At 63.7% G+C, this 21,826-nt stretch carries 21 protein-coding genes; 7 read left to right on the top strand and 14 right to left on the bottom strand.

The genetic code is table 11. From position 1 onward, the window contains the following. Nucleotides 1–224 precede the first annotated feature (224 nt). The 3 genes from FJ948_RS02930 to FJ948_RS02920 all read left to right on the top strand — a co-directional run bounded on the left by FJ948_RS02930 (nucleotide 225) and on the right by FJ948_RS02920 (nucleotide 2,829). Entirely contained in the window at nucleotides 225–1,604 is a 1,380-nt protein-coding gene (locus tag FJ948_RS02930) for an aspartate aminotransferase family protein (RefSeq protein WP_140701692.1), read from the top strand. A gap of 133 nt (nucleotides 1,605–1,737) precedes the next feature. After that, complete coding sequence (locus FJ948_RS02925; RefSeq protein WP_140701691.1) at nucleotides 1,738–2,103, top strand: hypothetical protein; 366 nt, start codon at nucleotides 1,738–1,740, stop codon at nucleotides 2,101–2,103. Between the two features lie 81 nt (nucleotides 2,104–2,184). Further along, the gene (locus tag FJ948_RS02920) at nucleotides 2,185–2,829 is read left to right on the top strand and encodes a cytochrome c oxidase assembly factor Coa1 family protein (protein ID WP_140701690.1); all 645 of its coding nucleotides are present in this window, start codon (nucleotides 2,185–2,187) and stop codon (nucleotides 2,827–2,829) included. A gap of 282 nt (nucleotides 2,830–3,111) precedes the next feature. Here the strand turns inward: FJ948_RS02920 and mmsB are convergent, their stop codons facing one another. Together mmsB and FJ948_RS02910 are read right to left on the bottom strand one after the other, a co-directional pair. Further along, on the bottom strand, nucleotides 3,112–3,996 hold the full coding sequence (mmsB, locus tag FJ948_RS02915) for a 3-hydroxyisobutyrate dehydrogenase (protein ID WP_140701689.1): 885 nt from the start codon (nucleotides 3,994–3,996) through the stop codon (nucleotides 3,112–3,114). 24 nt (nucleotides 3,997–4,020) lie between these two features. After that, nucleotides 4,021–5,187 carry an isobutyryl-CoA dehydrogenase gene (locus tag FJ948_RS02910; RefSeq protein ID WP_140701688.1) on the bottom strand — a complete coding sequence of 389 codons (1,167 nt, stop codon included), beginning with the start codon at nucleotides 5,185–5,187 and terminating at the stop codon, nucleotides 4,021–4,023. 144 nt (nucleotides 5,188–5,331) lie between these two features. Between FJ948_RS02910 and FJ948_RS02905 the strand changes: the two genes are divergently transcribed. After that, nucleotides 5,332–5,946 carry a dimethylsulfonioproprionate lyase family protein gene (locus FJ948_RS02905; RefSeq protein ID WP_140701687.1) on the top strand — a complete coding sequence of 205 codons (615 nt, stop codon included), beginning with the start codon at nucleotides 5,332–5,334 and terminating at the stop codon, nucleotides 5,944–5,946. Then, nucleotides 5,946–7,421 carry a cobyric acid synthase gene (locus FJ948_RS02900; protein WP_140701686.1) on the top strand — a complete coding sequence of 492 codons (1,476 nt, stop codon included), beginning with the start codon at nucleotides 5,946–5,948 and terminating at the stop codon, nucleotides 7,419–7,421. The genes FJ948_RS02905 and FJ948_RS02900 overlap by 1 nt, the downstream gene beginning before the upstream one ends. 457 nt (nucleotides 7,422–7,878) lie before the next feature. Here FJ948_RS02900 and FJ948_RS02890 read toward each other — a convergent pair whose 3' ends face one another. Then, on the bottom strand, nucleotides 7,879–8,049 hold the full coding sequence (locus tag FJ948_RS02890) for a hypothetical protein (protein WP_140701685.1): 171 nt from the start codon (nucleotides 8,047–8,049) through the stop codon (nucleotides 7,879–7,881). Between the two features lie 51 nt (nucleotides 8,050–8,100). Further along, complete coding sequence (locus FJ948_RS02885; RefSeq protein WP_140701684.1) at nucleotides 8,101–8,886, bottom strand: TSUP family transporter; 786 nt, start codon at nucleotides 8,884–8,886, stop codon at nucleotides 8,101–8,103. A 116-nt stretch (nucleotides 8,887–9,002) separates the two neighbouring features. Here FJ948_RS02885 and FJ948_RS02880 point away from each other — a divergent pair, with 116 nt between their 5' ends. Further along, on the top strand, nucleotides 9,003–9,434 hold the full coding sequence (locus FJ948_RS02880) for a TerB family tellurite resistance protein (RefSeq protein WP_140701683.1): 432 nt from the start codon (nucleotides 9,003–9,005) through the stop codon (nucleotides 9,432–9,434). A 13-nt stretch (nucleotides 9,435–9,447) separates the two neighbouring features. Here the strand turns inward: FJ948_RS02880 and FJ948_RS02875 are convergent, their stop codons facing one another. The 5 genes from FJ948_RS02875 to FJ948_RS02855 all read right to left on the bottom strand — a co-directional run bounded on the left by FJ948_RS02875 (nucleotide 9,448) and on the right by FJ948_RS02855 (nucleotide 15,835). Continuing rightward, nucleotides 9,448–11,070: a dipeptide ABC transporter ATP-binding protein gene (locus tag FJ948_RS02875; protein ID WP_140701682.1), complete on the bottom strand. Its 1,623-nt coding sequence runs from the start codon at nucleotides 11,068–11,070 to the stop codon at nucleotides 9,448–9,450. Continuing rightward, on the bottom strand, nucleotides 11,067–11,936 hold the full coding sequence (locus FJ948_RS02870) for an ABC transporter permease (protein ID WP_140701681.1): 870 nt from the start codon (nucleotides 11,934–11,936) through the stop codon (nucleotides 11,067–11,069). The genes FJ948_RS02875 and FJ948_RS02870 overlap by 4 nt, the downstream gene beginning before the upstream one ends. Then, nucleotides 11,933–12,880, bottom strand: coding sequence for an ABC transporter permease (locus FJ948_RS02865; protein WP_140701680.1), 948 nt, complete (start codon nucleotides 12,878–12,880; stop codon nucleotides 11,933–11,935). The genes FJ948_RS02870 and FJ948_RS02865 overlap by 4 nt, the downstream gene beginning before the upstream one ends. Before the next feature lie 34 nt (nucleotides 12,881–12,914). Beyond that, nucleotides 12,915–14,393, bottom strand: coding sequence for an ABC transporter substrate-binding protein (locus tag FJ948_RS02860; protein WP_140701679.1), 1,479 nt, complete (start codon nucleotides 14,391–14,393; stop codon nucleotides 12,915–12,917). Nucleotides 14,394–14,554: 161 nt separating this feature from the next. Next, the gene (locus FJ948_RS02855; protein WP_140701678.1) at nucleotides 14,555–15,835 is read right to left on the bottom strand and encodes an acetylornithine deacetylase/succinyl-diaminopimelate desuccinylase family protein; all 1,281 of its coding nucleotides are present in this window, start codon (nucleotides 15,833–15,835) and stop codon (nucleotides 14,555–14,557) included. Between the two features lie 220 nt (nucleotides 15,836–16,055). Here FJ948_RS02855 and FJ948_RS02850 point away from each other — a divergent pair, with 220 nt between their 5' ends. Further along, complete coding sequence (locus FJ948_RS02850; RefSeq protein WP_140701677.1) at nucleotides 16,056–16,484, top strand: L,D-transpeptidase; 429 nt, start codon at nucleotides 16,056–16,058, stop codon at nucleotides 16,482–16,484. Between the two features lie 170 nt (nucleotides 16,485–16,654). On the opposite strand, the gene FJ948_RS02845 is transcribed toward FJ948_RS02850, so the two are convergent. From FJ948_RS02845 to FJ948_RS02825, 5 genes are all read right to left on the bottom strand, one after another. Then, a complete protein-coding gene (locus FJ948_RS02845) occupies nucleotides 16,655–17,638 on the bottom strand; it encodes a lipid A biosynthesis lauroyl acyltransferase (protein ID WP_181173542.1) in 984 nt (327 codons plus the stop codon). 126 nt (nucleotides 17,639–17,764) lie between these two features. Further along, the gene (locus FJ948_RS02840; RefSeq protein WP_140701675.1) at nucleotides 17,765–18,793 is read right to left on the bottom strand and encodes a zinc-binding dehydrogenase; all 1,029 of its coding nucleotides are present in this window, start codon (nucleotides 18,791–18,793) and stop codon (nucleotides 17,765–17,767) included. Nucleotides 18,794–18,829: 36 nt separating this feature from the next. Further along, entirely contained in the window at nucleotides 18,830–20,101 is a 1,272-nt protein-coding gene (locus tag FJ948_RS02835) for a beta-ketoacyl-ACP synthase (protein WP_140701674.1), read from the bottom strand. Between the two features lie 46 nt (nucleotides 20,102–20,147). After that, on the bottom strand, nucleotides 20,148–21,338 hold the full coding sequence (locus FJ948_RS02830) for a beta-ketoacyl-ACP synthase (RefSeq protein WP_140701673.1): 1,191 nt from the start codon (nucleotides 21,336–21,338) through the stop codon (nucleotides 20,148–20,150). 55 nt (nucleotides 21,339–21,393) lie between these two features. Then, the gene (locus tag FJ948_RS02825; protein WP_010909964.1) at nucleotides 21,394–21,675 is read right to left on the bottom strand and encodes an acyl carrier protein; all 282 of its coding nucleotides are present in this window, start codon (nucleotides 21,673–21,675) and stop codon (nucleotides 21,394–21,396) included. Nucleotides 21,676–21,826: the final 151 nt, after the last annotated feature.

Genomic DNA, 21,826 nt, shown 5'->3' with positions numbered 1-21,826 from the left:
TTGAGCAAAGGGTGGTTCACCTCGACCGCCCTTTGCTCTAAGGTACCTTCATGGCTCTCGCTAGACTATCAGCTCGTGCGTTTCGGGTCGCGGTGACACCGTCATCGCGCACGCTGCGCGCCGAGCTTTTGCGGCTATGCGCCCGCATCGGTTATTCGCCACCTGCCGTCCTCTGACGAATTCGCCCCGGCACCGCCGGAATGATTTCAGAGGAAAGATCAGACATGACCTATCAGAATTATTCGCTGAAGCAGCTTCAGCAGATCGACGCCGCGCATCACCTTCATCCGTTCACCGACCATAAGGAACTGCGCGAGGCCGGTTCGCGTGTCATCACCCATGCCAAGGGCCCGTTCATCTACGATTCCGAAGGGACGGAACTGCTGGACGGCATGGCCGGCCTGTGGTGCGTCAACATCGGCTACGGCCGTGACGAACTGGCCGAGGCCGCCTATGTCCAGATGAAGGAGCTGCCTTACTACAATTCCTTCTTCAAATGCTCGACGCCGACGCCGGTGCTGTTGTCGAGGAAGCTGGCCGAGATCGCGCCGAAAAACGTCAACCAGGTGTTTTACGGCTCGTCCGGTTCGGAGGCCAACGACACCGCCTTGCGGCTCGTGCGCCACTACTGGGTGCTGGAAGGCAAGCCGGAGAAGAACCGCGTCATCTCGCGCAAGATGGCCTATCACGGCTCGACCATCGCCGGCACCTCGCTCGGCGGCATGGATGCCATGCACAAGCAGCTCAACGGCGCGGTGCCCAACATCGTCCATGTGATGATGCCCTATGCCTATGAGCTGGCGCTGCCGGGCGAAAGTGACCATGATTTCGGCCTGCGCGCGGCAAAGTCCGTCGAGGATGCCATCATCGAGGCTGGCGCCGACAAGGTCGCGGCGTTCATCGGCGAGCCGGTGATGGGCGCGGGCGGCGTCAAGATACCGCCCGCAAGCTACTGGCCCGAAGTGCAGCGCATCTGCCGCAAATACGATGTGCTGTTGATGCTGGACGAGGTCATCACCGGCTATGGCCGCACAGGCGAGTGGTTCGCGGCCCAGACCTTCGGCATCGAACCGGACACCATGACCACGGCCAAGGCTCTGACATCGGGCTATCAGCCGCTGTCGGCGCTGCTGGTTGGCGATCGCATTGCCGCGACGCTGGTCGAGAGGGGCGGCGAGTTCAACCATGGCTACACCTATTCGGGGCACCCCGTGGCTTGCGCCGTGGCGTTGAAGAACCTGGAAATCATGGAGAGGGAAGGCCTGGTCGACCGCGTCAGGAACGATACTGGACCTTACTTCGCCAAGGCCTTGCAGGAGCGTATCGCCGGGCATGATCTGGTCGGCGAGGTGCGTTCGATCGGCCTGATGGGCGCGATCGAGATCGTCAAGGACAAGGCGACCAAGGAACGGTTCCTGCCCTCGGGAAGCGCTGCCGTGACGGTGCGCGACCACGCCATCGCCAACGGCATGATGCTGCGCGCAACCGGCGACACGATGATCCTGTCGCCGCCGCTGATCTGGACCCGCGACACGATCGACATGGCTTGCGAGCGTATCGGCAAGGCGCTCGACCTGGCGCAGGCCGACCTGCGCAAGCGATAGGAGCAATCCTCGATTGGGCGTTTCTACCAAGAAACGCCCAATCGAGGAAATATGCGTAATGAGCGGGAACGAATTTCGCCTTCGGCGCGTAGTGTAAGGGCGGCCGATCCGGCCGCGACAGGGAATTGCCCACATGAGAAAGACCGGCAAAAGCCGACGCGTGCAAGAGGCGGCCAGCCTTGGCGCGGACCTGATGCTGGCGCCGCTGGTGGTGATGATGCGCCTGCCGCTGATGGCCATGGAGGCGCGGAGCGGCGAGCCTTGGAGTGCGGAGACGGCAATGGCGGTCCGCGAGAAGACCGTCGCCATGGCCGAGGGCGCGCTTGCGGCGCAAATGTCTTTCCTGCAATCGGCATCACGATTCTGGCCTGAGGTTCTCTCGGGTCGAACGCCGTCGCTGTTCAACGGCGTCGCGGCCGAACGGTCGATCAGCGCCGCGCTGAAGCCGGCTGGCCGCGCGGTGAGGGCAAATTTTCGCCGCCTTTCCACAAAGGGTTGAAGAAGAAGCCTCGGAACTTTTTGCGCATCGTCGAAGTCTTGCGCTAGAACCAATCGGCATTACACGCCGATGGGGAACAACATGGCCGGACAACCGCTCAACCAGCCGGCTGAAATTCCAGCCGAACTCGACCGCTGGAACTGGGGCGCTTTCTTCCTCAACTGGATCTGGGGTATCGGCAACAGCACCTTCATCGCGCTGCTGGCGCTGATCCCCGTCGTCAACCTCATCATGATCTTCGTGCTCGGCGCGCGTGGCAGCCGCTGGGCGTGGCGGAACCGGGCCTGGCGCGACGCCGAGCAGTTCCGCAAGACGCAGCGCAACTGGGCGATTGCCGGCCTTGCCGTCTGGGTGGTTAGTATCGGCGGCTGCGCCACGATGGTCGGCAGCATCCCCTTCGTGCTCAAAGGCAGCGACGCCTACCATATGACGATGGACGCAGTGCGCGCCGATAGCCGCGTGAAGGCCGCCATCGGCGATGATGTGACGGATAATTTCTGGGTCGGGGGCAGTCTCAACGTCAATGCGAACGGCGCGGGCGATGCCCAGTTCAGCATCCCCGTCCACGGCGCCAAGGGCAAGGGCACCGTTTATTCCCATCTGGTGCGTACTGCCGGCGCCTGGAGCACGCGCCTGCTGGTGCTCCGAGTCGACGGCGTCGATGCGCCGATCGTGCTGACCAATGAAGATCACGTGCCGATCCCGGGTGCGGCGATCGGGATCTAAACGGATCGTGGACAATAAAGGGGCCGGAAATGCAAAAACCGCGCCCCATCGGGAACGCGGCTTTGCCAGATACGCATGGCGTTTCGCTACGAAAACACTTGCGAAACTTACGGGCTCCGGTACGCGAGACCTGATCCGGAGCGCCGGGCGGATGCGATATGTCCGCCTCGCAATCCGTTCTACAGCGACATCGTTACCGCGGAGTTATCGAGAGCTTAAGCAAATCTAAATTTGCGGGTCTTTCTCCGCAAAGACCCGGAAAAAGTCTGTCGAATCCGCTATTTAGGCCGGGTTGCCGCGCAGAAAATTAATTATGCCGGAAAAATCCGCGTCGCCGTGTCCCTGGGCGTTGAACAGGGCATAGAGCTGCGCCGCCTCGGCGCCGAGCGGCGTCACCGCGCCCGCGCCAAGCGCTGCCTCCTGGGACAATTTCAGGTCTTTCAGCATGAGGGCCGCGGCAAATCCCGGCTTGTAATCCCTGTTGGCCGGCGAAGTGGGCACCGGGCCCGGAACCGGGCAATAGGTGGTCAGCGACCAGCACTGGCCTGACGAGGTCGAGGCGACGTCGAACAGCGCCTGATGCGACAGGCCGAGCTTTTCCGCCAGCACGAAGGCCTCGGCGACGCCGATCATTGAAATGCCGAGGATCATGTTGTTGCAGATCTTGGCCGCCTGGCCGGCGCCGTCGCCGCCGCAATGGACGATGCGCCCGGCCATCGGCTTGAGGATCGGCTCGGCGGCGGCGAAGGCATCGCCGGAACCGCCGGCCATGAAGGTCAGCGTCCCGGCAGTGGCACCGCCGGTGCCACCGGAGACCGGCGCATCGATCGACAGCAGGCCGTGTTTGGCGGCGATGGCATGCACCTTGCGCGCCGATTCCACGTCGATGGTCGAGGAATCGATGAACAAGGCATTTTTCTTCGCCTTGGGGGCGATATCCTCATAGACCGACAGCACGTGCTTGCCTGCCGGCAGCATGGTGATGACGACATCGGCGTCCTTCACTGTCGCGGCGGCGTTGGCCATGACAGTGATGCCATGGTCCTTGGCGGTGGCGAGGTTCTCGGGCACGAGGTCGAACCCCATCACCCCATGGCCAGCCTTGACCAAATTGGCGGCCATTGGATTGCCCATGTTGCCAAGGCCAATGAAGGCGATAGTTGCCATCGTTTTCTCCCGATTTTGTTGCTGTCAGCGGCCGATCAGCGCCCGCGCGATGATGACGCGCATGATCTCGTTGGTGCCTTCGAGGATCTGGTGGACGCGCAGGTCGCGCACCAGTTTCTCGATGCCGTAGTCGTGCAGATAGCCGTAGCCGCCGAGCAGTTGCAGCGCATCGTTGGCGACGTCGAAGCCGGTATCGGTGACGAAGCGCTTTGCCATGGCAGACCATTTGCCGGCGTCCGGCGCCTTGCGGTCGAGTTTGGAGGCCGCGGCATAGAGGAAGATGCGCGCGGCCTGCAATTCGGTCTCCATGTCGGCCAGCCTGAACTGCAGCGCCTGGAACTGGTTGATCTTCGAGCCGAAGGCCTTGCGTTCGGCGGTGTAGGCCAGCGCCTTGTCGAGCGCCGACTGCGCGCCGCCCAGCGAACAGGCGGCGATGTTCAGCCGGCCGCCGTCGAGCCCGGCCATGGCAATGCCGAAACCTGCGCCTTCGCCCGACAAAAGGTTCTCCGCCGGCACCTTGCAATCCTCGAAGATGACCTGGCGGGTCGACTGCATTTGCCAACCCATCTTGTGCTCGTTGGCGCCGAAGGAGAGGCCGGGTGCGTCTTTCGGCACGATGAGGGTTGAGATGCCCTTCGGGCCGTCGGCGCCGGTGCGCACCATGACGGCGTAGACATCGCTGTCACCGGCCCCGGAGATGAACTGCTTGGTGCCGTTGAGGACATAGTCGCCGCCGCTTTTGACCGCGCGCGTCTTCAGCGCCGCCGCATCCGAACCGGAACCCGGCTCGGTCAGGCAATAGCTCGCCAGCCATTCCATCGAGGTGAGCTTCGGCAGGAAGCGCTGGCGCTGCTCGTCATTGCCGAAGCGGTCTATCATCGAGGCCACCATGTTGTGGATCGAGATGAAGGACGAAAAGGCCGGATCGGCGTGCGACAGCGCCTCGAAGATCAGCACGGCGTCGAGCCGGCCGAGCGCGGAGCCGCCCACATCGTCCCTGATATAGATGCCGCCGAGGCCGAGCGGGCCGGTTTCACGGATCACGTCGGCGGGGAAATGTTTCCCGCGGTCCCAATCGAGTGCATTGGGCGCAACGCGATCGGCGGCAAAGGCCTGCGCCATCTCCTGGATGGCGCGCTGTTCCTCGTTGAGTTCGAACTGGCTGGTGCTCGCATCGACCGCGGCGTCCATGGCGTGCTCCCTGTAGGCTGGCCAGCTAGCCCGCTGGCCTGTCGTTTTTGGCTTTGCGCGCGCACCAATCTAGACCAATGATGCCGCCGCGCAACCCGACCTATCGCGGAGCGGCTGTGCACCAATGCATGCCTGGAGCAAGATGTGACGACAAAATTCGATGAGCTGCTTCGAGGGTTCCACGCCTATCTCGCTTCCGTCGATGACGCCCTGGTGGGCGACGCCGTGGTGCGTATCGGCTGGGACATGCCGGCACGCGCGCTGGAGCCGCATCCGCTCGCCTGTCTGCGCCATCTCGACCGCGCCGCCGAGCTGGCACCGCCAGATGCCAAGCCGCTGGTGCGATTGCTGGCCGAGCAGTGCTACGAATTGCATTGGGGGCAGACCTATAGCGAGGGTGATTTCGGCAAGGCCTTCATCGACAATTACGGTTGGCTGGAAATGTTCGGCACGCGCGGGCACTTCGTCAATGAAGAGGTTGCCGCCGGGCTGCTGATTCTCGGACCCGGGATCGTCTACCCCGACCATCATCACGTCGCCGAGGAGATTTATATCCCGCTGACTGGTGGCACCGAATGGCGCATGGGCGAGGGCGGTTTTCGCAAGCGGGAGGCCGGCGAGGTCGTTCACCATGCCTCCAACGTCAACCACGCCATGCGCACCGGCAAGGAGCCGCTGCTGGCGCTCTACATCTGGCGCGGCGGGCCATTGGCGCAGAAATCCACGATCACCGGAACCGCGACCCAGGGCCGGAACTGATGGCCAGGGCAATCATGCTGCAAGGCACGGGTTCGGATGTCGGCAAGACGGTGCTGGTCGCGGGCCTTTGCCGCGCCGCGAAAAAACGTGGCCTGAAGGTGCGGCCCTTCAAGCCGCAGAACATGTCGAACAACGCGGCCGTCGCCGACATTCCGGGCGACAACCACCATGGCGGCGGCGAGATCGGCCGTGCGCAATGGCTGCAGGCGATCGCTTGCGGGGTGCCGCCATCGGTTCACATGAACCCGGTGCTGCTCAAGCCGCAGACCGATGTCGGCGCGCAGGTCATCGTCCAGGGCAAGGTGTTCGGCGAGGCCCGGGCACGCGACTACCAGGCGTTGAAGGGCCGCTTGATGGACGCCGTGCTGGAGTCCTGGGGCAAGGTCGGCGAGGGCGCCGACCTCGTCATAGTCGAGGGCGCCGGCTCTCCGGCGGAAATCAATCTCAGAAGCCGCGATATCGCCAATATGGGCTTCGCCACGCGCGCCGATGTGCCGGTGGTGCTCGTCGGCGACATCGACCGTGGCGGCGTCATCGCCTCCATTGCCGGCACGCATCTGATCCTGCCGGAAGAGGACCGGCGCATGATCGTCGGCTATCTCGTCAACAAATTCCGGGGAGACGTCTCGCTGTTCGATGACGGCATCAAGGCGATCGACAAATTCACCGGATGGCGCTGTTTCGGCGTCGTGCCGTGGCTGAAGGCTGCGGCACGGCTGCCGTCGGAAGATTCGGTGGTGCTGGAGCGGTTGGCGTCCGGCGAGGCGCGCGCGCTGAAAGTGGCGGTGCCGATGCTTGGCCGCATCGCCAATTTCGACGATCTCGACCCGCTCAAGGCCGAACCGCAGGTCGAAGTGGTGTTCGTGCCGCCCGGCAAGCCGCTACCGGCCGATGCCGGGCTGGTCGTCATTCCCGGCTCCAAGTCGACGATCGGCGATCTCCTGAAATTCCGCGAGAATGGCTGGGACCGCGATTTGGCGGTGCACCGCAAGCGCGGCGGCCATGTCGTCGGCATTTGCGGCGGTTTCCAGATGCTCGGCCGCGTGGTGCGCGACCCCGACGGCATCGAAGGCAGCGTCACCGAGGCCGAGGGGCTCGGCCTGCTCGATGTCGAGACGGTGATGGAACCGGAAAAGACGGTACGCAATGTCAGTGCACGCTCGGTGCCGTTCGACCTGCCGCTCGAGGGCTACGAGATCCATCTCGGTCGCACGACGGGCCCGGACACCGTGCGGCCGTCGGCGATCATCAATGGCGCCGAGGATGGTGCGATCTCGGCCGATGGCAAGGTGATCGGCACTTACATGCATGGTCTCTTCGGCGCCGACGGCTTTCGCGGAAAATTCCTCGAAAGCCTCGGCATCAGGGGCGGCGGCATCGACTATCGCGCCGAAGTCGAACGGGCGCTGGACGAGGTCGCGGCCGAATTGGAGACCCATCTCGACTGCGACGCGATTTTTTCACTGGCCAGGTAATTCGCGGCGCTGGTCATTGGCCAGGAACATCCATCGCCTCATCATCCTAGGGCGGAGCAAGGAGCGTAGCGGCGCGGCGCAGACCCTAGGATCCATGCCGCGATTTCAACGCTCTGCAGCGATGCAGAATTTTGCTCCGCTGCACTCTTCGACCAAGGTCACGGAATGGATCCCAGGGTCTCCGCGACGGAGCTTCGCTCCTGCTTCGCCCTGGGATGACGAAGTTGGGGAGGCTTCGGCTAATTCCGAATGCCACAGCCAGCAGATATTCGCACGTCGAAACCAGCTCAGGCATTCACACCTTCGACGGCCAGTAGGTGTCAAACGACCAGACATTGCCTTCAGGGTCGCGGCGGATGAATTCGCGGCTAATCGCGATCGGTCATAGCCTGGGCAGAACCAAAAAACGCCCGGCTTTGGCCGGGCGCTCTCGGTCCCACTTGTCGGGGGAACCTTGTCAGGCGCCGCGCATCAGGCAGCCTGCTGCAAGCACGATATAGGCGATGAGCACGATCCACACCGATGCGAGCGGAATGAACGCGAGAACGCCAAGGGCGGCGAGAATGCCGATGATGGCGACAACGAGAGAAATGATGAAAACAATCTGGGTAGGCGCGCTGAGATTCATGTCTGGTCCCTCCAACATGATTCGAACAATGTCATTGTAACAGGCGCGTGATCACACACCAATCATGACACGCAGAGGGTTGGCTGGATCGGCAAGCAGCTTCACCGCCAGAGCCACGCAGACGATGACCAGCAGCGGCTTGATCAACCTCGCGCCGATGCGCATGGCAAGGCTGGCGCCGAGCCGGGCGCCGAGAAACTGGGCAACGCCCATCATCAGGCCGATCTTCCACGAGATGACGCCGACGGCGGCAAAGACGATGAAGCCGCCGATGTTGGAGGCGAAGTTGAGCAGCTTGGTATGCGCCGTCGCCTTGAGCACGCCGTAGCCGGCAAGGGCGACGAAGGCGAGCATGTAGAAAGAACCGGCGCCCGGACCGAACAGGCCGTCATAGAAGCCGATTGCCGGCACCAGGGTCAGCCCAAACAGGAAGGGCGACAGGCGCTCGGCGCGGTCGACATCGTTCATGTTGGGCTTGAGCGCGAAATAGAGCGCAATGGCGATCAGCACCAGCGGCAGGGCCGCGCGCAAGAGGTCGCCTGGCACGATCGTGGCCAGCAAGGCGCCGATGGCACTTCCGGCAAGCGCCAGCAGCGCCGAAGGCAATTGCCGGCGCAGGTCGACATGGCCCTTCGAGGCATAGTGGATCGTCGCCGAGCCGGAGCCGAACATGCCTTGCAGCTTGTTGGTTCCAAGCGCTTCGACGGGCGAGAAACCGGCCAACAGCAGTGCGGGAATGGTGATCAGTCCGCCACCGCCGGCAATCGAATCGACAAAGCCCGCCGCAAAGCCGGCGAAGGCGAGCATGGCGATGGTTTGGGTGGTGAGGTCGATCATCTGGCGCCGCGAGACATTTAGCTGGCTGGATACCCGGCGTTCGACCACGACGGCCCTGTTTGCGCAAGGCCGATTCCGCGCTAACTCTATGCATGAGGAATCGGAAAGGGTCGCCCATGGCGTTCGCATTGCTGGACCAGATACGCTCCATCTTCGACGGCGACCCTGGCGTGCGCAAGGTGGCGGACGATCCCGTCCTGTCGGCGGAACTGCTGATGCTGTTCCGCATGATCCTGGCCGACGGCACCGTCAGCGAGAGCGAGATGATTGCCTTCCGGCGCATCTGCAAGGATGCCTTCGGCATTCCGGAGACCAGCATCGACGCCGTCATCGAATATCTCAACGAGTTCGGCTACGAGACCAACGGCTCGCAGGCGATCGCGCTGTTTCGCGACCTCGACGTCGAGCGGCGCAGGCAACTGGCGCAGCACATGGCGGAGATCGCCAAGGCGGATTCGCAACTGGCCGAGAGCGAGGTGCGCCTGCTGCGCCGCACGCTCGATTTGCTCGACATCAGCCCGGTCGACGTGGTGAAGCCGCAAGACTAAGGGGAACGGCCGCTCACCCCTGTTCCTGCATGCGTCGCGCGATCGCGCGATGCAAATCCGGGGCAGCGGCAACAAGCGCCTGCGCCGCCTCGGATTGCGGGCGGTCCAGCACCTCGTTCGTCTTGCCGCGCTCGACGATCTTGCCGTCATGCATGACCAGCACCTCGGCCGTGATGGCACGGGCGACAGTCAGGTCGTGGGTGATGAAGAGATAGGCGATGCCGAGCTTCTGGTTGAGCCCGGCGAACAGGTCGAGGATTTGGGCCCGGATCGAGACGTCGAGGGCCGAGACCGGCTCGTCGGCGACCACCAGTTTGGGGCGGGTGATGATGGCGCGGGCGATCGACAGGCGCTGGCGCTGGCCGCCCGAAAATTCGTGCGGGTATTTGTCCATGTCGCGCTGGCCGAGGCCGACCTCGTGCAGCGCATGCGCCACCATCTCGCGGCGCTCGGCGCGCGTCGGTTTTTTCTCCAGTACATGCAGCGGCTCGGCGACCAGTTTTTCGACCTTCTGGCGCGGGTCGAAGGAGCCGTAGGGATCCTGGAAGACGACCTGCATGTCGCGCCTGGCAGGCTTCAACTCAGCTTCGCTCTTGCCGGTGATGGCTTCGCCGCGAAAGCGGATGGCGCCTGAACTCGGCCGGTCCAGCGCCAGGATCATGCGGGCAAGGGTGGACTTGCCGCAGCCGGATCGGCCGACCAGCGCCACCGACTCGCCGGGCGCGATCGACAGCGAGACGTCGTCGACGGCACGGATGTCAGGCGCGCGCCTGAACAGTGAGGTGCGGCGGCCGCGATAGTCACGGGTGATGCCTTCGACTTGAAGCAAGGGTTGGTCCGTGCCGACGAGATGGGGCCTGGCACGCGCCGGGACGTGCATCGAAGCCTGCGCCAACTGGCGCGTATAGGGGTGGAGCTGACCGGACAGCGTGCGCGCCGTGTCGCCGGCCTCCATCACCTCGCCATGCCGCAGGATGGTGATGCGGTCAGCCATCTCGGTGACGACCGCAAGGTCGTGCGAGATCAGCAGCAGGCCCATGCGGCTCTCCGCGACGAGGTCGCGCAGGAGGTCGAGAATTTGCGCCTGCAGCACCACGTCGAGCGCCGTCGTCGGCTCGTCGGCGATCAAGAGCTTGGGTTTCAGCGCGCAGGCGATGGCGATGACGACGCGCTGGCGCTGGCCGCCGGACAGTTCGTGCGGATAGCGCGACAGCGGGAATTTCGCTTCGGGCAGCCCGACGCGGTCGAGCATTTTTCGCGCTCGATCCTCAGCTTCCGCACGTGTAGCCTTCGTATGCCAGCGTATGCCTTCGGCGACCTGTTCGCCGATGGTCTTGACCGGATTGAGCGCCGTCATCGGTTCCTGGAACACCATGCCGATGTCGTCGCCGCGCAAGGCGCACATCTGGTCCTCGGTTGCCGTCAGGATATCGATGCCGTCGAATGTGACGCGCCCGGTGGCGCGGGCAGCGTGTGGCAGGAGCCGCATCACCGTCAGCGCGGTCATCGACTTGCCGGAGCCGGATTCGCCGACTAGTCCCATGACCTCGCCGGGCGCGACGGAGAGTTCAATGCTCTTCAGGATCTGCGTGTCGCCGATGGTCAGCGACAGGTTGTCGATTTCGAGCAGGCTCATCGCTGCCGCCGCGATTTCGGGTCGAGAATATCGGCGATGCCGTCGCCCAGGAGGTTCAGCCCAAGCACGGTGATGACGATCGCCATGCCCGGGAAAATCGCCATCCACGGCGCCACCACCATGCGCGTCTGCGCGTCGAACAGCATGCGGCCCCAGCTCGGCATCGGCGGCTGCGCGCCGAGGCCGAGATAGGAAAGCCCGGCCTCGGCCAGGATGCCCAGCGCGAACTGGATCGTGCCTTGCACAAGGAGCAGCGTGGCGATGTTGGGCAGCACATGTTCGATCGATATCTGCGTACTGCTCTTGCCGGCGGCGCGCGCGGCCAGGATGAATTCGCGCGGCCAGATCGCAAGCGCGCCGGCGCGGGCGACGCGGGCAAAGACCGGGATGTTGAAGATGCCGATGGCGATGATGGCGTTGACGGCGCCAGGCCCGAAGATGGCGGTGATCATGATGGCCGACAGCAGCGCGGGGAAAGCGAAGACGAGATCGTTGACGCGCATCAGCGCCTCGTCGACGAGGCCGCCGCGCGCCGCGGCGAAGGCGCCGAGCGGCACGCCGACGCCCACGCCGATGCCGACCGCGACCAGCGCCACGGCGATCGAGTTGCGGGCGCCGACCATGACCATCGACAGGATATCGCGGCCGAAATGGTCAGTGCCGAACAAGTGCGCCAGAGAGGGGCCTTGCGTCTTGTCGGCTATAACAAGCTTCGTCACATCGTATGGCGTCCAGATGTAAGAGATCAAAGCCATCGCCAGGATCAGCAATGTGATGACGAAGCCGGTCACGAAAGCCGTGTTCCTGAAAGCCTTGGCCAGGATGCCTGCCAATGTCTCATCGGGGATGTCGACATGCATCGTCATGACCGGGTTCTCAAGCGGGGATCGACGACCGCATAGGACAGGTCGACCAGGAGGTTGACGGCGATGACGGCCGCGACCAGCAGCATGACGACGCTTTCAACGACGATCAGGTCGCGCTGGGTGATCGCCTGGAACACCAGCCGGCCGAGACCGGGCAGATAGAAGACATTCTCGATGATGATGGTACCGGCGAGCAGGAAGGCGAATTGCAGGCCAAGGATAGTCAGCACCGGGATCATGGCGTTGCGCAGCGCGTGCCGCCACAGCACGGCCCGATAGGGCAGGCCCTTGGCGCGGGCGGTGCGGATATAGTCCTCGTTCAGCACCTCGATCAGCGCCGAACGGGTGACACGCGCCAGGATAGCGGCTTGCGGCAAGGCAAGCGCCACCGCCGGCAACAGCAGCGATTTCAGCGCCGGCCAGGCGCCGGCGCCCCAGCCGGGAAAACCACCGGCCGGGACCAGACGCAGCCAGACGGCGAAGACATAGATCAGCATCAGCGCGAACCAGAAATTGGGTACGGCGACGCCGAGCTGCGCCGCGCCCATGGCCACCGTGTCGCCGGCCCGTCCGCGACGGCTGGCGGAATAAAGCCCGACCGGAATGGCGATGATCGTGGAAAGGGCCAGCGCGATCAGCGCCAGCGGCAGCGAGACGGCAAGCCGTTCACGCACGAGATCGATGACCGGTACCGAATAGGTATAGGAGCGGCCGAAATCGAGGCTGAGCAGGCCGCCGGCCCAGTGCAGATAGCGCAGCACGAGCGGCGCGTTGAGGCCCATCTGGGTGCGCAAGAGTTCGACCTGGTCGGCGCTTGCATTCATGCCCAGCATCAGCCGCGCCGGATCGCCGGGAAGGATTTCCAGCACGGCGAACACCACCATCGAGGCAAGCACCAGCGTCGCGAAGGCGATGACGAGGCGCTTGAGGGGGTAGGCGGTCATGAGAGGCGAGGAAGCCGCGCGCGCACCACGAACCTCACTCGCTCCACTTCACCTTGGTCAGGTCATTGGCCTGGATCGGCGCGTTTTCCCACAGTCCCTGCAATTTGGCGTCCCAGACGCCGACCTTGGGCAATTCGTAGAGGAAGCCGACCACCGCGTCGTCGGCAAGGATCTTCTGTGCCTCGCCCAGCAATTCCTTCCGCTTGGCCTCGTCGGAGGTCAGGTTGAGGTCGGCGATCACCTTGTCGAAGGTCGGATTGTCGTAGTTGAAGTAGTAGTCCTTGCGCGAATAGATATCGATATCGTTGGGCTCGGTGTGCGAGACGATGGTCAGGTCGTAGTCTTTCTTGGTGAACACCTGGTCCAGCCACTGTGCCCACTCGACCGGGATGATCTCAAGATTGATGCCGACGTCGCGGAGTTCCGAGGCGATGATCTCGCCGCCGAGCCTGGCATAGCCTGGCGGGGGCAGTTTCAGCGTCGCCTTGAAGCCGTTCTCCAGTCCGGCCTCCTTCAGCAGTTCCTTGGCCTTGTCGACATTGTGCGGATAGAGGCCGGTGAGGTCGACATAGTCCTTGTTGGCCGGCGACATGTGTGAGCCGATCGGCAGGCCAAGCCCGGCCGAGGCGCCGTCGATGATCGCCTTGCGGTCGAGCGCGTAGGAGATCGCCTGCCTGACCTGCAGCTTGTCGAAAGGCGGCTTCTTGTTGTTGATCGACAGGATGGTTTCGCCTTCGGTCGAGCCGATCACCACCTTGAAACGCGGATCGTCCTTGACCTGCGCCAGACTGTCGGGGTCGAAGAAGGGGAAGGCCTGGATGTCGCCGGACAAAAGGGCCGGCACATTGGCCGCGGCATCCGGCACGATGCGGAACTCGACCTTGTCGAGGAACGCTGGAGCGCCCCAGTAATGGTCTGATTTCACCAGCGTGATCGACGATCCCTTGGCCCAGTTCTGGAACTTGAACGGACCGGTGCCAACCGGGTTTTCCTTGTTGGTATCGGCTGACTTTGGCGACACCATCACCGCGTCGCCCCAGCCCATATTGTAGAGGAAGGACCCTTGCGGGTTCTTCAGCGTGACCTTGACCGTTGCCGGATCGATGACGTCCACCTTGTCGATGGCCGCGAACAGGCCCTTCTGCGCATTGACCGAATTGTCGGCGCGGGCGCGGTCGAGCGAGAATTTCACGTCGTCGGCGCTGAAATCGGCGCCGTCGTGGAATTTGACGCCGGTGTGCAGCTTGAATGTGTAGACCTTGCCGTCATCGGAAATGGTCCAGCTCTCGGCCAGATCCGGCAACACTTCGCCATTGGGGCCAATCCGGGTCAGGCCCTCGAACACATTGGCGTAGAGCACCTCCTTGATCGCCGCCGCGGCACCCGCGGTCGGATCGAGATGCGGCGGTTCGAGCGGAATGCCGATGACCAGGTCGGTCCGGGCCGCGAAGGCGGAGGTTCCAGCGGCCAGTGCAAGAACCGCGGCGGCCAGAATGGTTTTCCACAATCTCATCGTGCAACTCCCCATGCGTTCAGGACATGTGCTCAAACCGAGCGATAGAAGCGTGATTTCGCGCGGGAGTAAATTGCGTTTCGTGCTGCCAGGCAGGATGGCCGGGAATGTTTTTGCCGCAGCGGCCCTGTCGGCGGGTCGAAGCTTGTCGCGACGCAAGCTTATCCCGTGGCGGTGCCACGCAGCAGCACGTTGAGCCCGATCGCCATCACCTTGGCCGATTCCACCATGTCGGATATGCCGACCCACTCGTCCGGCCGGTGGGCGAGGTCGAGAATGCCCGGGCCATAGGCGATGCAGTCGTAGATGTGGCCGATGCGGGCTATGTGCTTCTGATCGTAGGTGCCGGGCGAGATGACGTAATCGGGCTCGCGGTCGAAGATCGCATGGATGCCTTGCGCGATGGCCTTGACCACCGGCGCGTCGCGCTCGGTCATCAGCGGCAGTACTTCCATCAGATCGCGGATTTCGTAATCGAACTTTTTGCGCTCGCGCTTCAGCCGGTCGAGAATGCCGGTCACCTCACTTTTGACCGTGGCCAGATCCTCCTCGAGCAGGAAGCGGCGGTCGATGGTCAGCCGGCAGGAATCGGGCACGTTGGGCGAGGGCAGGCCGGGGCGGAAATCCTCGGTCTGCCCGCCATGGATGGAATTGATGTTCATGGTCGAGCGCCTGGCGCCCTCCGGCACGACCGGCATACGCGTCATCTTGCGGTCGAGTGCGGGGAACAGGTCGTCCTCGAAGGCCCTAAGGACGGCGCCCATGTGGCGTACGGCATTGTCGCCGAGAAACGGCATCGAGCCGTGCGCGATCTCGCCCTTGGTCTCGATCTCCGCCCACCAGACGCCGCGATGGCCAAGGCAGATGCGGTCTTTGTTGAGAGGCTCGGGGATGATGACGTGATCGACCCTGGGTTTGGAGAAATAGCCAAGCCCGGCCAGATGGGCGACGCCGCCGAAGCCGCCGGATTCCTCGTCCACGGTGCCCGAGATCTCGATGGCGCCGGGAAAGTCGGGGAAGACTTCCAAGAAGGCCTCGACAGCGATGATGGAGGCGGCCAGGCCGCCCTTCATGTCGCAGGCGCCGCGGCCATAGACCTTGCCGTCCCTGACAACGCCGGCAAAGGGATCCACGGACCAGCCTTCGCCGGCCTCGACCACGTCGATATGCGAGTTGAAGTGGACGCAGGCGCCGGGGGAGCGGCCGTCGAAACGGGCAACGACATTGACGCGCGGATAGCGGTCAGTGTCGCCGGGCGTGCCTTCGGCGCGGATGAACTCGGTTTCGAAACCACGTTTCCTTAGCCGCGCACCAATGTACTCGGCGCATGGCCGGTAGGCTTCGCCGGGTGGGTTGATGGTGGGAAAACGGATGAGGTCGGCGGTCAGCGCGACGACATCGTCTCGCCTGGCATCGATTGCGTGAAGGAGTCGTTCGTTCATCGGGAGAGTTGAGCAACGATCAGCGCTTTATTGCAAGCCCGCTGGCAACCAAGGGCGTGCGACGTGTCGTTGCGGCAACTATCGCGGGAAATCGTTCAAATTCGCTGCTTTGAATTGGCGAATTGATCAAGGTGTGTGTGTTATCCCGTTCACCTGCCATTAAAAAGATGAAAAACATCGTGAGGGCAGGCAGGTAGGGCAATCAAAGGGGTTTGGTCGCATGAGAACGTCGTTCTTCAAGGCAGCGGTGCTGGCAACCGCGCTGTTTGGTGCATCGGTCGCGAGTGAGGCAGCCACATTGGTGGCGAATATCGACGTGTCGTCGCAGACGATGACGGTTCGATATGGTTCGGCGGTTTACCGTTGGGCCGTGTCCACCGCCCGTCCGGGCTATTTCACGCCGCGCGGAACGTACCGGCCGCAGCGGACCGCGCGGATGTGGTATTCGCGCAAATACGACATGTCGCCGATGCCGTATTCGGTGTTCTTCCGCGGCGGCTATGCCATCCATGGAACGGGCGCCGTCCGGCAACTCGGCCGTCCGGCTTCGCATGGCTGCGTGCGGCTGCATACGGCAAATGCCGCGGCCTTCTATGCGATGGTGCGCGAAGTCGGCTTCGGCAATACGCGCATCGTCGTCACCAACTAGAGCAATTCCAGGAAAAGTGTGTAACGGTTTTCCGTCCGGAATTGCGTGAAAACAAAGAGTTAGAGCGGGTCGGCGATTCCATCAAACGCTGAACCGCTCTAGGCGACAGGCGGTCCACTGATATTGGCTTTGTCGCTGGCGGAGGAACGCACGTTCCCGCCGGCGGCTGTTCAAGTGTTTGCGACGGGCGCCGGTGCCGGGCGCTTCTTGCGCCGCCAGTTGCTGATCTCCCACCTTTTGTGGAACCACATCCACTGGCCGGGATCCTCGCGCACCCAGCGCTCGACGACGTCGTTCAGCATCTGGGTGGTGGCGTGGACGTCGACGCTGCCGTCGGCGGTGCGCGGCAGGACCAGCTTGTCCTCGATCTCGAGCCGGAAGCGGTTGCCCGGCAGCCTGACGCAGCGCGCCGGGTAGACGTCGCAGTCATAGTGACGGGCAAGGGTGCCGAGCACGCGGTTGCTCTGGCAGGGACGGCCGAAGAAGGTCGTGTCCAGGCCGTTGGAGAATTTCTGGTCGACGAGAACGCCGATATTGCCGCCATTCTCCAATACGCCGGCCAGGGCGAACGAGGCGCCGGCCATCGACGGCAGCAAGCCTCCCATGCTCGAGCGCCTCGTCGAAAGGATGTAGTCGGCGAGGTAGGGGTTGTTGGGCGGGCGAAACAGCGCCGTGATGTTCATGCCGAAGGTCGCGGCCGCCACCGGCAGCAGTTCGAAATTGCCGAGATGGCCGGTGAAGACGATGTGCGGCTGCTTCTCGGCCGCGATCTCGACGAAATGCTCCGTTCCCTTGACCTCGACGCGGCCGGGCTTGCCGGCGGCGGGGTCATAGTCGAACAGGGCGTCGAGAAAAATGTATTCGGCGGCAAGCCGGGCCATGTTGCCCCACATGTCTGAGGCGATGGCCTGGATTTCGCCATCGCTCTTTTCCGGATAGGCCTTGCGCAGGTTGTCGATGGCGACGTGGTGACGTCCGACCCTTGGGCCGATGAGGCGAGCGACGCGGTCGGCAAAATTGAGCGCGCTGTCGACCGGCAGCAGGCGCAGCAGCGACATGATGATCATCGCGGCCCGCGCAACGAGCCAGTAATTCACCTGGCGCAGTTGCCTGCCATAGCGAAATTTCAGGTCCCGGCGAAGTTTCTTCAACACTGAAATCGAGGCTCTAGAGCATGATGCCGAAAAGTGTGAAGCGGTTTTCGGATGACATCATGCTCTATTCCTTGATTTAGAGGCGGATTCAGTTTTCAGGTCGATTCGACCTGAAATCATCCGACTCTAGGCGACGCGCAGGATGATCTTACCGAAGACGTCGCGGCCTTCCATGCGCTTCAGCGCGGCATCGATATCGTCGAAGCCGACCTCGGTGTCGATGACGGGTGCTACCTGCCCCGCCGCCATCTTCTGCATGGCGTTGGCCATGTTCTCCATGCGGCAGCCGAAGGATCCGAGCAGTTTCAACTGCTGCTGGAAGAGCTGCATCAGGTTGATCTGCGTCGACACGCCCGAGGTCGAGCCGCAGGTCACCAGGCGGCCGCCGCGCTTCAGGCACAGCATCGAGCCGGCAAAGGTGTCGGAGCCGACATGTTCGAAGACGACATCGACGCCCTTCTTCTTGGTCAGCTTGCGTACGACGCCCTCGAAGCGGTCGTCGCGGTAGTTGATGACATGGTCGGCGCCGAGCGCCTTGGCCTTGTCGATCTTATCGTTCGAACCGACGGTGGTGATGATGGTGCAGCCCATCCGCTTGGCCAGCTGGATCGCCGCCGAGCCGATGCCGGATCCGCCGGCATGGACGAGGATCGTCTCGCCAGGCTGCAGCCTGGCATTGTCAAATAGCATGTGCTCGACGGTGCCGAAGGTGACGGGCGCCACGGCGGCGCCAATGTCAGTCACGCCCGGTGGGGCGGGGACCAGCAGGCGCGCCGGCAGGTTGATCTTCTCCTGCGCGAAGCCGTCGAGATGGAAGCCATGAACCCCCGAGACATGTTCGCAGAGATTGTCGCGGCCTTCGCGGCAGGCGCGGCAGAGGCCGCAGGTGCGTGCGCCATAGATCGACACCAATTGTCCAGGCAGCAGGCTGGACACGCCGGGGCCGACCGCCTCGACCTCGCCGGAGGCTTCGGCACCCACGACCAGCGGCAGCTTGCGCTTGGCGAAGGCCATGCCGCGCCAGCCCCAGACGTCGATATGGTTCAGCGCCACCGCCTTGATGCGCAACGTCACTTCACCCAGAGCGGGTGGCGGGGGAGGCGGCAGGTCCACCGTTTCGAGACGGCGGTCCTCGATAAGTTGCAGTGCGCGCATGAAGCCTGTCGGTTCTGTTAAGCGGAAAGGGCTCGCTTAGACCGGTTCCCGCGCCATGACAAGGCAAGTGTTCTGGCCGCCGAAGCCGAAGGAGTTAGACAGAACGGTGCGAACCTGCGCATCGCGCTTCTTGTTCGGCACGACGTCGAGCACGATCGCCGGGTCGGGATTGTCATAGTTGATGGTCGGCGGAATGACGCTTTCACGCATCGTCATCAGCGAAAAGGCCGCTTCGACCGCGCCCGCAGCCGACAGCGTGTGGCCGATCATCGACTTGTTGGACGAGATCGGCATCGAGCCGATCCGCTCGCCAAACACCGTCGACAGCGACAGGTGTTCCATCTTGTCGTTTTCCGGCGTCGAGGTGCCGTGGGCGTTGACATAATCGATCTCGTCTTCGCCGAGGCCCGCATCGGCAAGGGCGGCCCGGACAGCGGCAATCGCCGGCGAGCCGTCCGGCTTGGAGCGGGTGCGGTGGAAATCGTCGGCCTTTTCACCACAGCCGCTGAGGATGCCGAGAACCGAGGCCCCGCGGGCAAGCGCTGCCTCCAGCGATTCCAGCACCAGGGCGCCGGACCCCTCCGCCAATACGAAGCCGTCACGGTCCTTGGAAAAGGGCTTGGAAGCCTTTTCCGGGTTGTCGTTGTGGGTGGAAAGGGCTGACAGCAGCGAGAAGCGGATCAGCGCCTCGGCGGTCGCCGAGCCGTCGGCGCCGATCGACAGCGCCCGGTCGCATTCGCCACGGCGGATCGCCTCGACGCCGAGCTGGATGGCGGTGGCGCCGGAGGCGCAAGCGGTCGACAGCGTGATCGGCAGGCCGCGTGTGCCGAACCGGTCGGCCAGCCGGTCGGCGATCGAGCCGAACTGGGTGGTTTCGAAGACATCGAGTTCCTTCAGGCCGCGCGCTACGCGCAGCAGCCTTTCGGCGCCGGAATCCTGCTTGTCGGAATTGTAGAGCGCGAAGCGCTCGTGCCAGTCGAGCTCGACCGGCGGCGAGGCAAGAAAGAGCGGTCCGCCGAAATCACCGGAATCGAGACCAGATTCGGCCATGGCCTCACGCGCGGCGGTCTCGGCCAGTTCATAGGTGAGGGGGCTGGCACCCTTCGAACTCGATGCCAGGAAATCGACCATGCCGGAGATGCGCGTGTTGAGGTGATCGACCGGGAAACGGGTGATCGGGTGGATGCCCGACTTGCCCGAGGTCAGCGCCGCCCAATTGTCAGCCTTGCCGACGCCGAGCGAGGTGACCACGCCAATGCCGGTGACGGCGACGACGGGCCTGCCCATGTGATCTGTGAAATTGGCCATTCGGGAAGCCCTCTTGATCTCCGCGGCACGATCGCCAAACGCCGCCTCAAGCGGCGTTGACCAGCGCCATGCCCTCGAATTGGTGATAGCCGATCGCCGTTGCAAGGACGCTGGCGGGAATGCCGTCAAATGGCTTCTCGGCCGTGGCGTCAAAGACAGGGTAGGCGGCCTTGCGGTCGACGGCGAGCGCCGCCAGCGCCACGCCGAAGGGAAATTGTGCTTCCTTCATGTGACCGGTCAGGGTCGCGAAACCGCGCGCCGATATCGCCTCGACGGCATCGAGCGCCGCCTTTTCGGCTGATGTCGCAGCGTGCGCGCCGGATGCGCCCGAGATGGCGAGCAGCTTGCCGTTTGGCGGCGCCGCCTGTTTGAGCAGGGCGGCGATCCCGGCATCGAGTTCGCCGCGAGAGCGCCTGGCGCGGCCTGAGACGACAGGTCCAAGCTCGGCGTAGATCTTGCGCCCGCGACTTGTCGCGTGTTCGCGCTGCTCCAGCACCAGGAAGGCGCCGCCGGAACCCGAGACCACGCCGCCACCCTCGGCGCCCTGCCTTTGCCAGACAGGTTTCCAGGAGCCGCGATGCAGATAGCCGGCGAGTTCATAGCCGAGCAGCATGTCGGAATGTTCGGTCTGGAAGGCGCCGCCGACCAAAATGTGGGTCGACTGGCCGGAGCGGATACGCGCGGCGGCCGTCTCGACGGCGGCGACGCCGGCGCCTTCCTCACCCATGAAGGTTCTGGACGAACCCGTCACCTTGTGGACGATGGAGATGTTGCCGGCGAGCAGATTGGAAAGCTGCGCCAGGAACAGGGTTGGGCGCAGCTCGGTGGTCAGCTTCTCGTTGAGCAGCACGTCGCGGTCGTTGCGGCTCTCGGACGCGGCGAGAATGTCGGCGTCGACCGCCTCGTCGCGCTCGCCGCCGCCGGCGGCCACCACCATGTCCATGGTGGTGCACAGCTCGTCATTGCCCTTGATGCCGGCGTCGTCCAGCGCAAGGCCAGCCGCATAGGTGCCGAGCCGCTGCCAGGTTTCCATCTGCCGCTGGTCGCCGCGCTTGGCGATCTGCAGGTTCCAGTCGATTTGAGGCAGCGGATGGACCGTGTAGGGCGCAAAGCGCGCGGCTTCGAGCACCGGCTTCTGGCCGAGTTGCGTCAGCTTCTGCCAATGGGCATCAGGACCTTCCCCCAGCGAGGAAACAAGGCCGATACCTGTGATGACGACGTCGTGGGGGCTGCTCATGAGCGGCTTTGTGGGTCAGGCGGCGGAGCGCGTCAAGTCACGCGCCCTGACGGCCTCAGGCGGTCTTGGCGGCGACCAGCGCGTCGATCTTGGCGCACAGGTTCTTCATGACGAAATAGTCGTCGGTCGAAGCCTTGCCGTCATTGACTTCCTGGGTCCACTTTTCCAGCGGCACCTTGATGCCGAATTCCTTGTCGATGGCGAAGACGATGTCGAGGAAATCGAGACTGTCGATGCCGAGATCGTCGATGGTGTGGCTCTCGGGCGTGATGGTGTCGATATCGATCTCGCTGGTGTCGGCAATGATCTTGGCGACTTTGTCGAACGTGGTGGACAAGGGGCTTTTCCTTCTTTGCGGGCGGAATCTGTCCGCAGCTTGTTTGGGCGCTGTCTAATCGGTTTTTCCCGGCAGGAAAAGGCCTGATGAGCCGGGCGCAGATGGGTAGCGGTCTCCAGAAACGCAAGAAGGGCCGCGGTTTGACCCGGCG

It is taken from the genome of Mesorhizobium sp. B2-3-12 (assembly GCF_006442205.1).
Classification (GTDB): domain Bacteria; phylum Pseudomonadota; class Alphaproteobacteria; order Rhizobiales; family Rhizobiaceae; genus Mesorhizobium.
The sequence above is the reverse complement of the archived record's forward strand: the minus strand, read 5'-3'. Positions and strand labels throughout refer to the sequence as shown.

Coding starts and splice junctions, on each gene's coding strand:
- mmsB (WP_140701689.1), bottom strand. CDS start 3,996: ATGGCAACTATCGCCTTCATTGGCCTTGGCAACATGGGCAATCCAATG.
- FJ948_RS02860 (WP_140701679.1), bottom strand. CDS start 14,393: ATGAGATTGTGGAAAACCATTCTGGCCGCCGCGGTTCTTGCACTGGCC.
- FJ948_RS02900 (WP_140701686.1), top strand. CDS start 5,946: ATGGCCAGGGCAATCATGCTGCAAGGCACGGGTTCGGATGTCGGCAAG.
- FJ948_RS02870 (WP_140701681.1), bottom strand. CDS start 11,936: ATGACGATGCATGTCGACATCCCCGATGAGACATTGGCAGGCATCCTG.
- FJ948_RS02835 (WP_140701674.1), bottom strand. CDS start 20,101: ATGGCCAATTTCACAGATCACATGGGCAGGCCCGTCGTCGCCGTCACC.
- FJ948_RS02890 (WP_140701685.1), bottom strand. CDS start 8,049: ATGAATCTCAGCGCGCCTACCCAGATTGTTTTCATCATTTCTCTCGTT.
- FJ948_RS02855 (WP_140701678.1), bottom strand. CDS start 15,835: ATGAACGAACGACTCCTTCACGCAATCGATGCCAGGCGAGACGATGTC.
- FJ948_RS02930 (WP_140701692.1), top strand. CDS start 225: ATGACCTATCAGAATTATTCGCTGAAGCAGCTTCAGCAGATCGACGCC.
- FJ948_RS02865 (WP_140701680.1), bottom strand. CDS start 12,880: ATGACCGCCTACCCCCTCAAGCGCCTCGTCATCGCCTTCGCGACGCTG.
- FJ948_RS02830 (WP_140701673.1), bottom strand. CDS start 21,338: ATGAGCAGCCCCCACGACGTCGTCATCACAGGTATCGGCCTTGTTTCC.
- FJ948_RS02920 (WP_140701690.1), top strand. CDS start 2,185: ATGGCCGGACAACCGCTCAACCAGCCGGCTGAAATTCCAGCCGAACTC.
- FJ948_RS02840 (WP_140701675.1), bottom strand. CDS start 18,793: ATGCGCGCACTGCAACTTATCGAGGACCGCCGTCTCGAAACGGTGGAC.
- FJ948_RS02880 (WP_140701683.1), top strand. CDS start 9,003: ATGGCGTTCGCATTGCTGGACCAGATACGCTCCATCTTCGACGGCGAC.
- FJ948_RS02925 (WP_140701691.1), top strand. CDS start 1,738: ATGAGAAAGACCGGCAAAAGCCGACGCGTGCAAGAGGCGGCCAGCCTT.
- FJ948_RS02885 (WP_140701684.1), bottom strand. CDS start 8,886: ATGATCGACCTCACCACCCAAACCATCGCCATGCTCGCCTTCGCCGGC.
- FJ948_RS02910 (WP_140701688.1), bottom strand. CDS start 5,187: ATGGACGCCGCGGTCGATGCGAGCACCAGCCAGTTCGAACTCAACGAG.
- FJ948_RS02850 (WP_140701677.1), top strand. CDS start 16,056: ATGAGAACGTCGTTCTTCAAGGCAGCGGTGCTGGCAACCGCGCTGTTT.
- FJ948_RS02875 (WP_140701682.1), bottom strand. CDS start 11,070: ATGAGCCTGCTCGAAATCGACAACCTGTCGCTGACCATCGGCGACACG.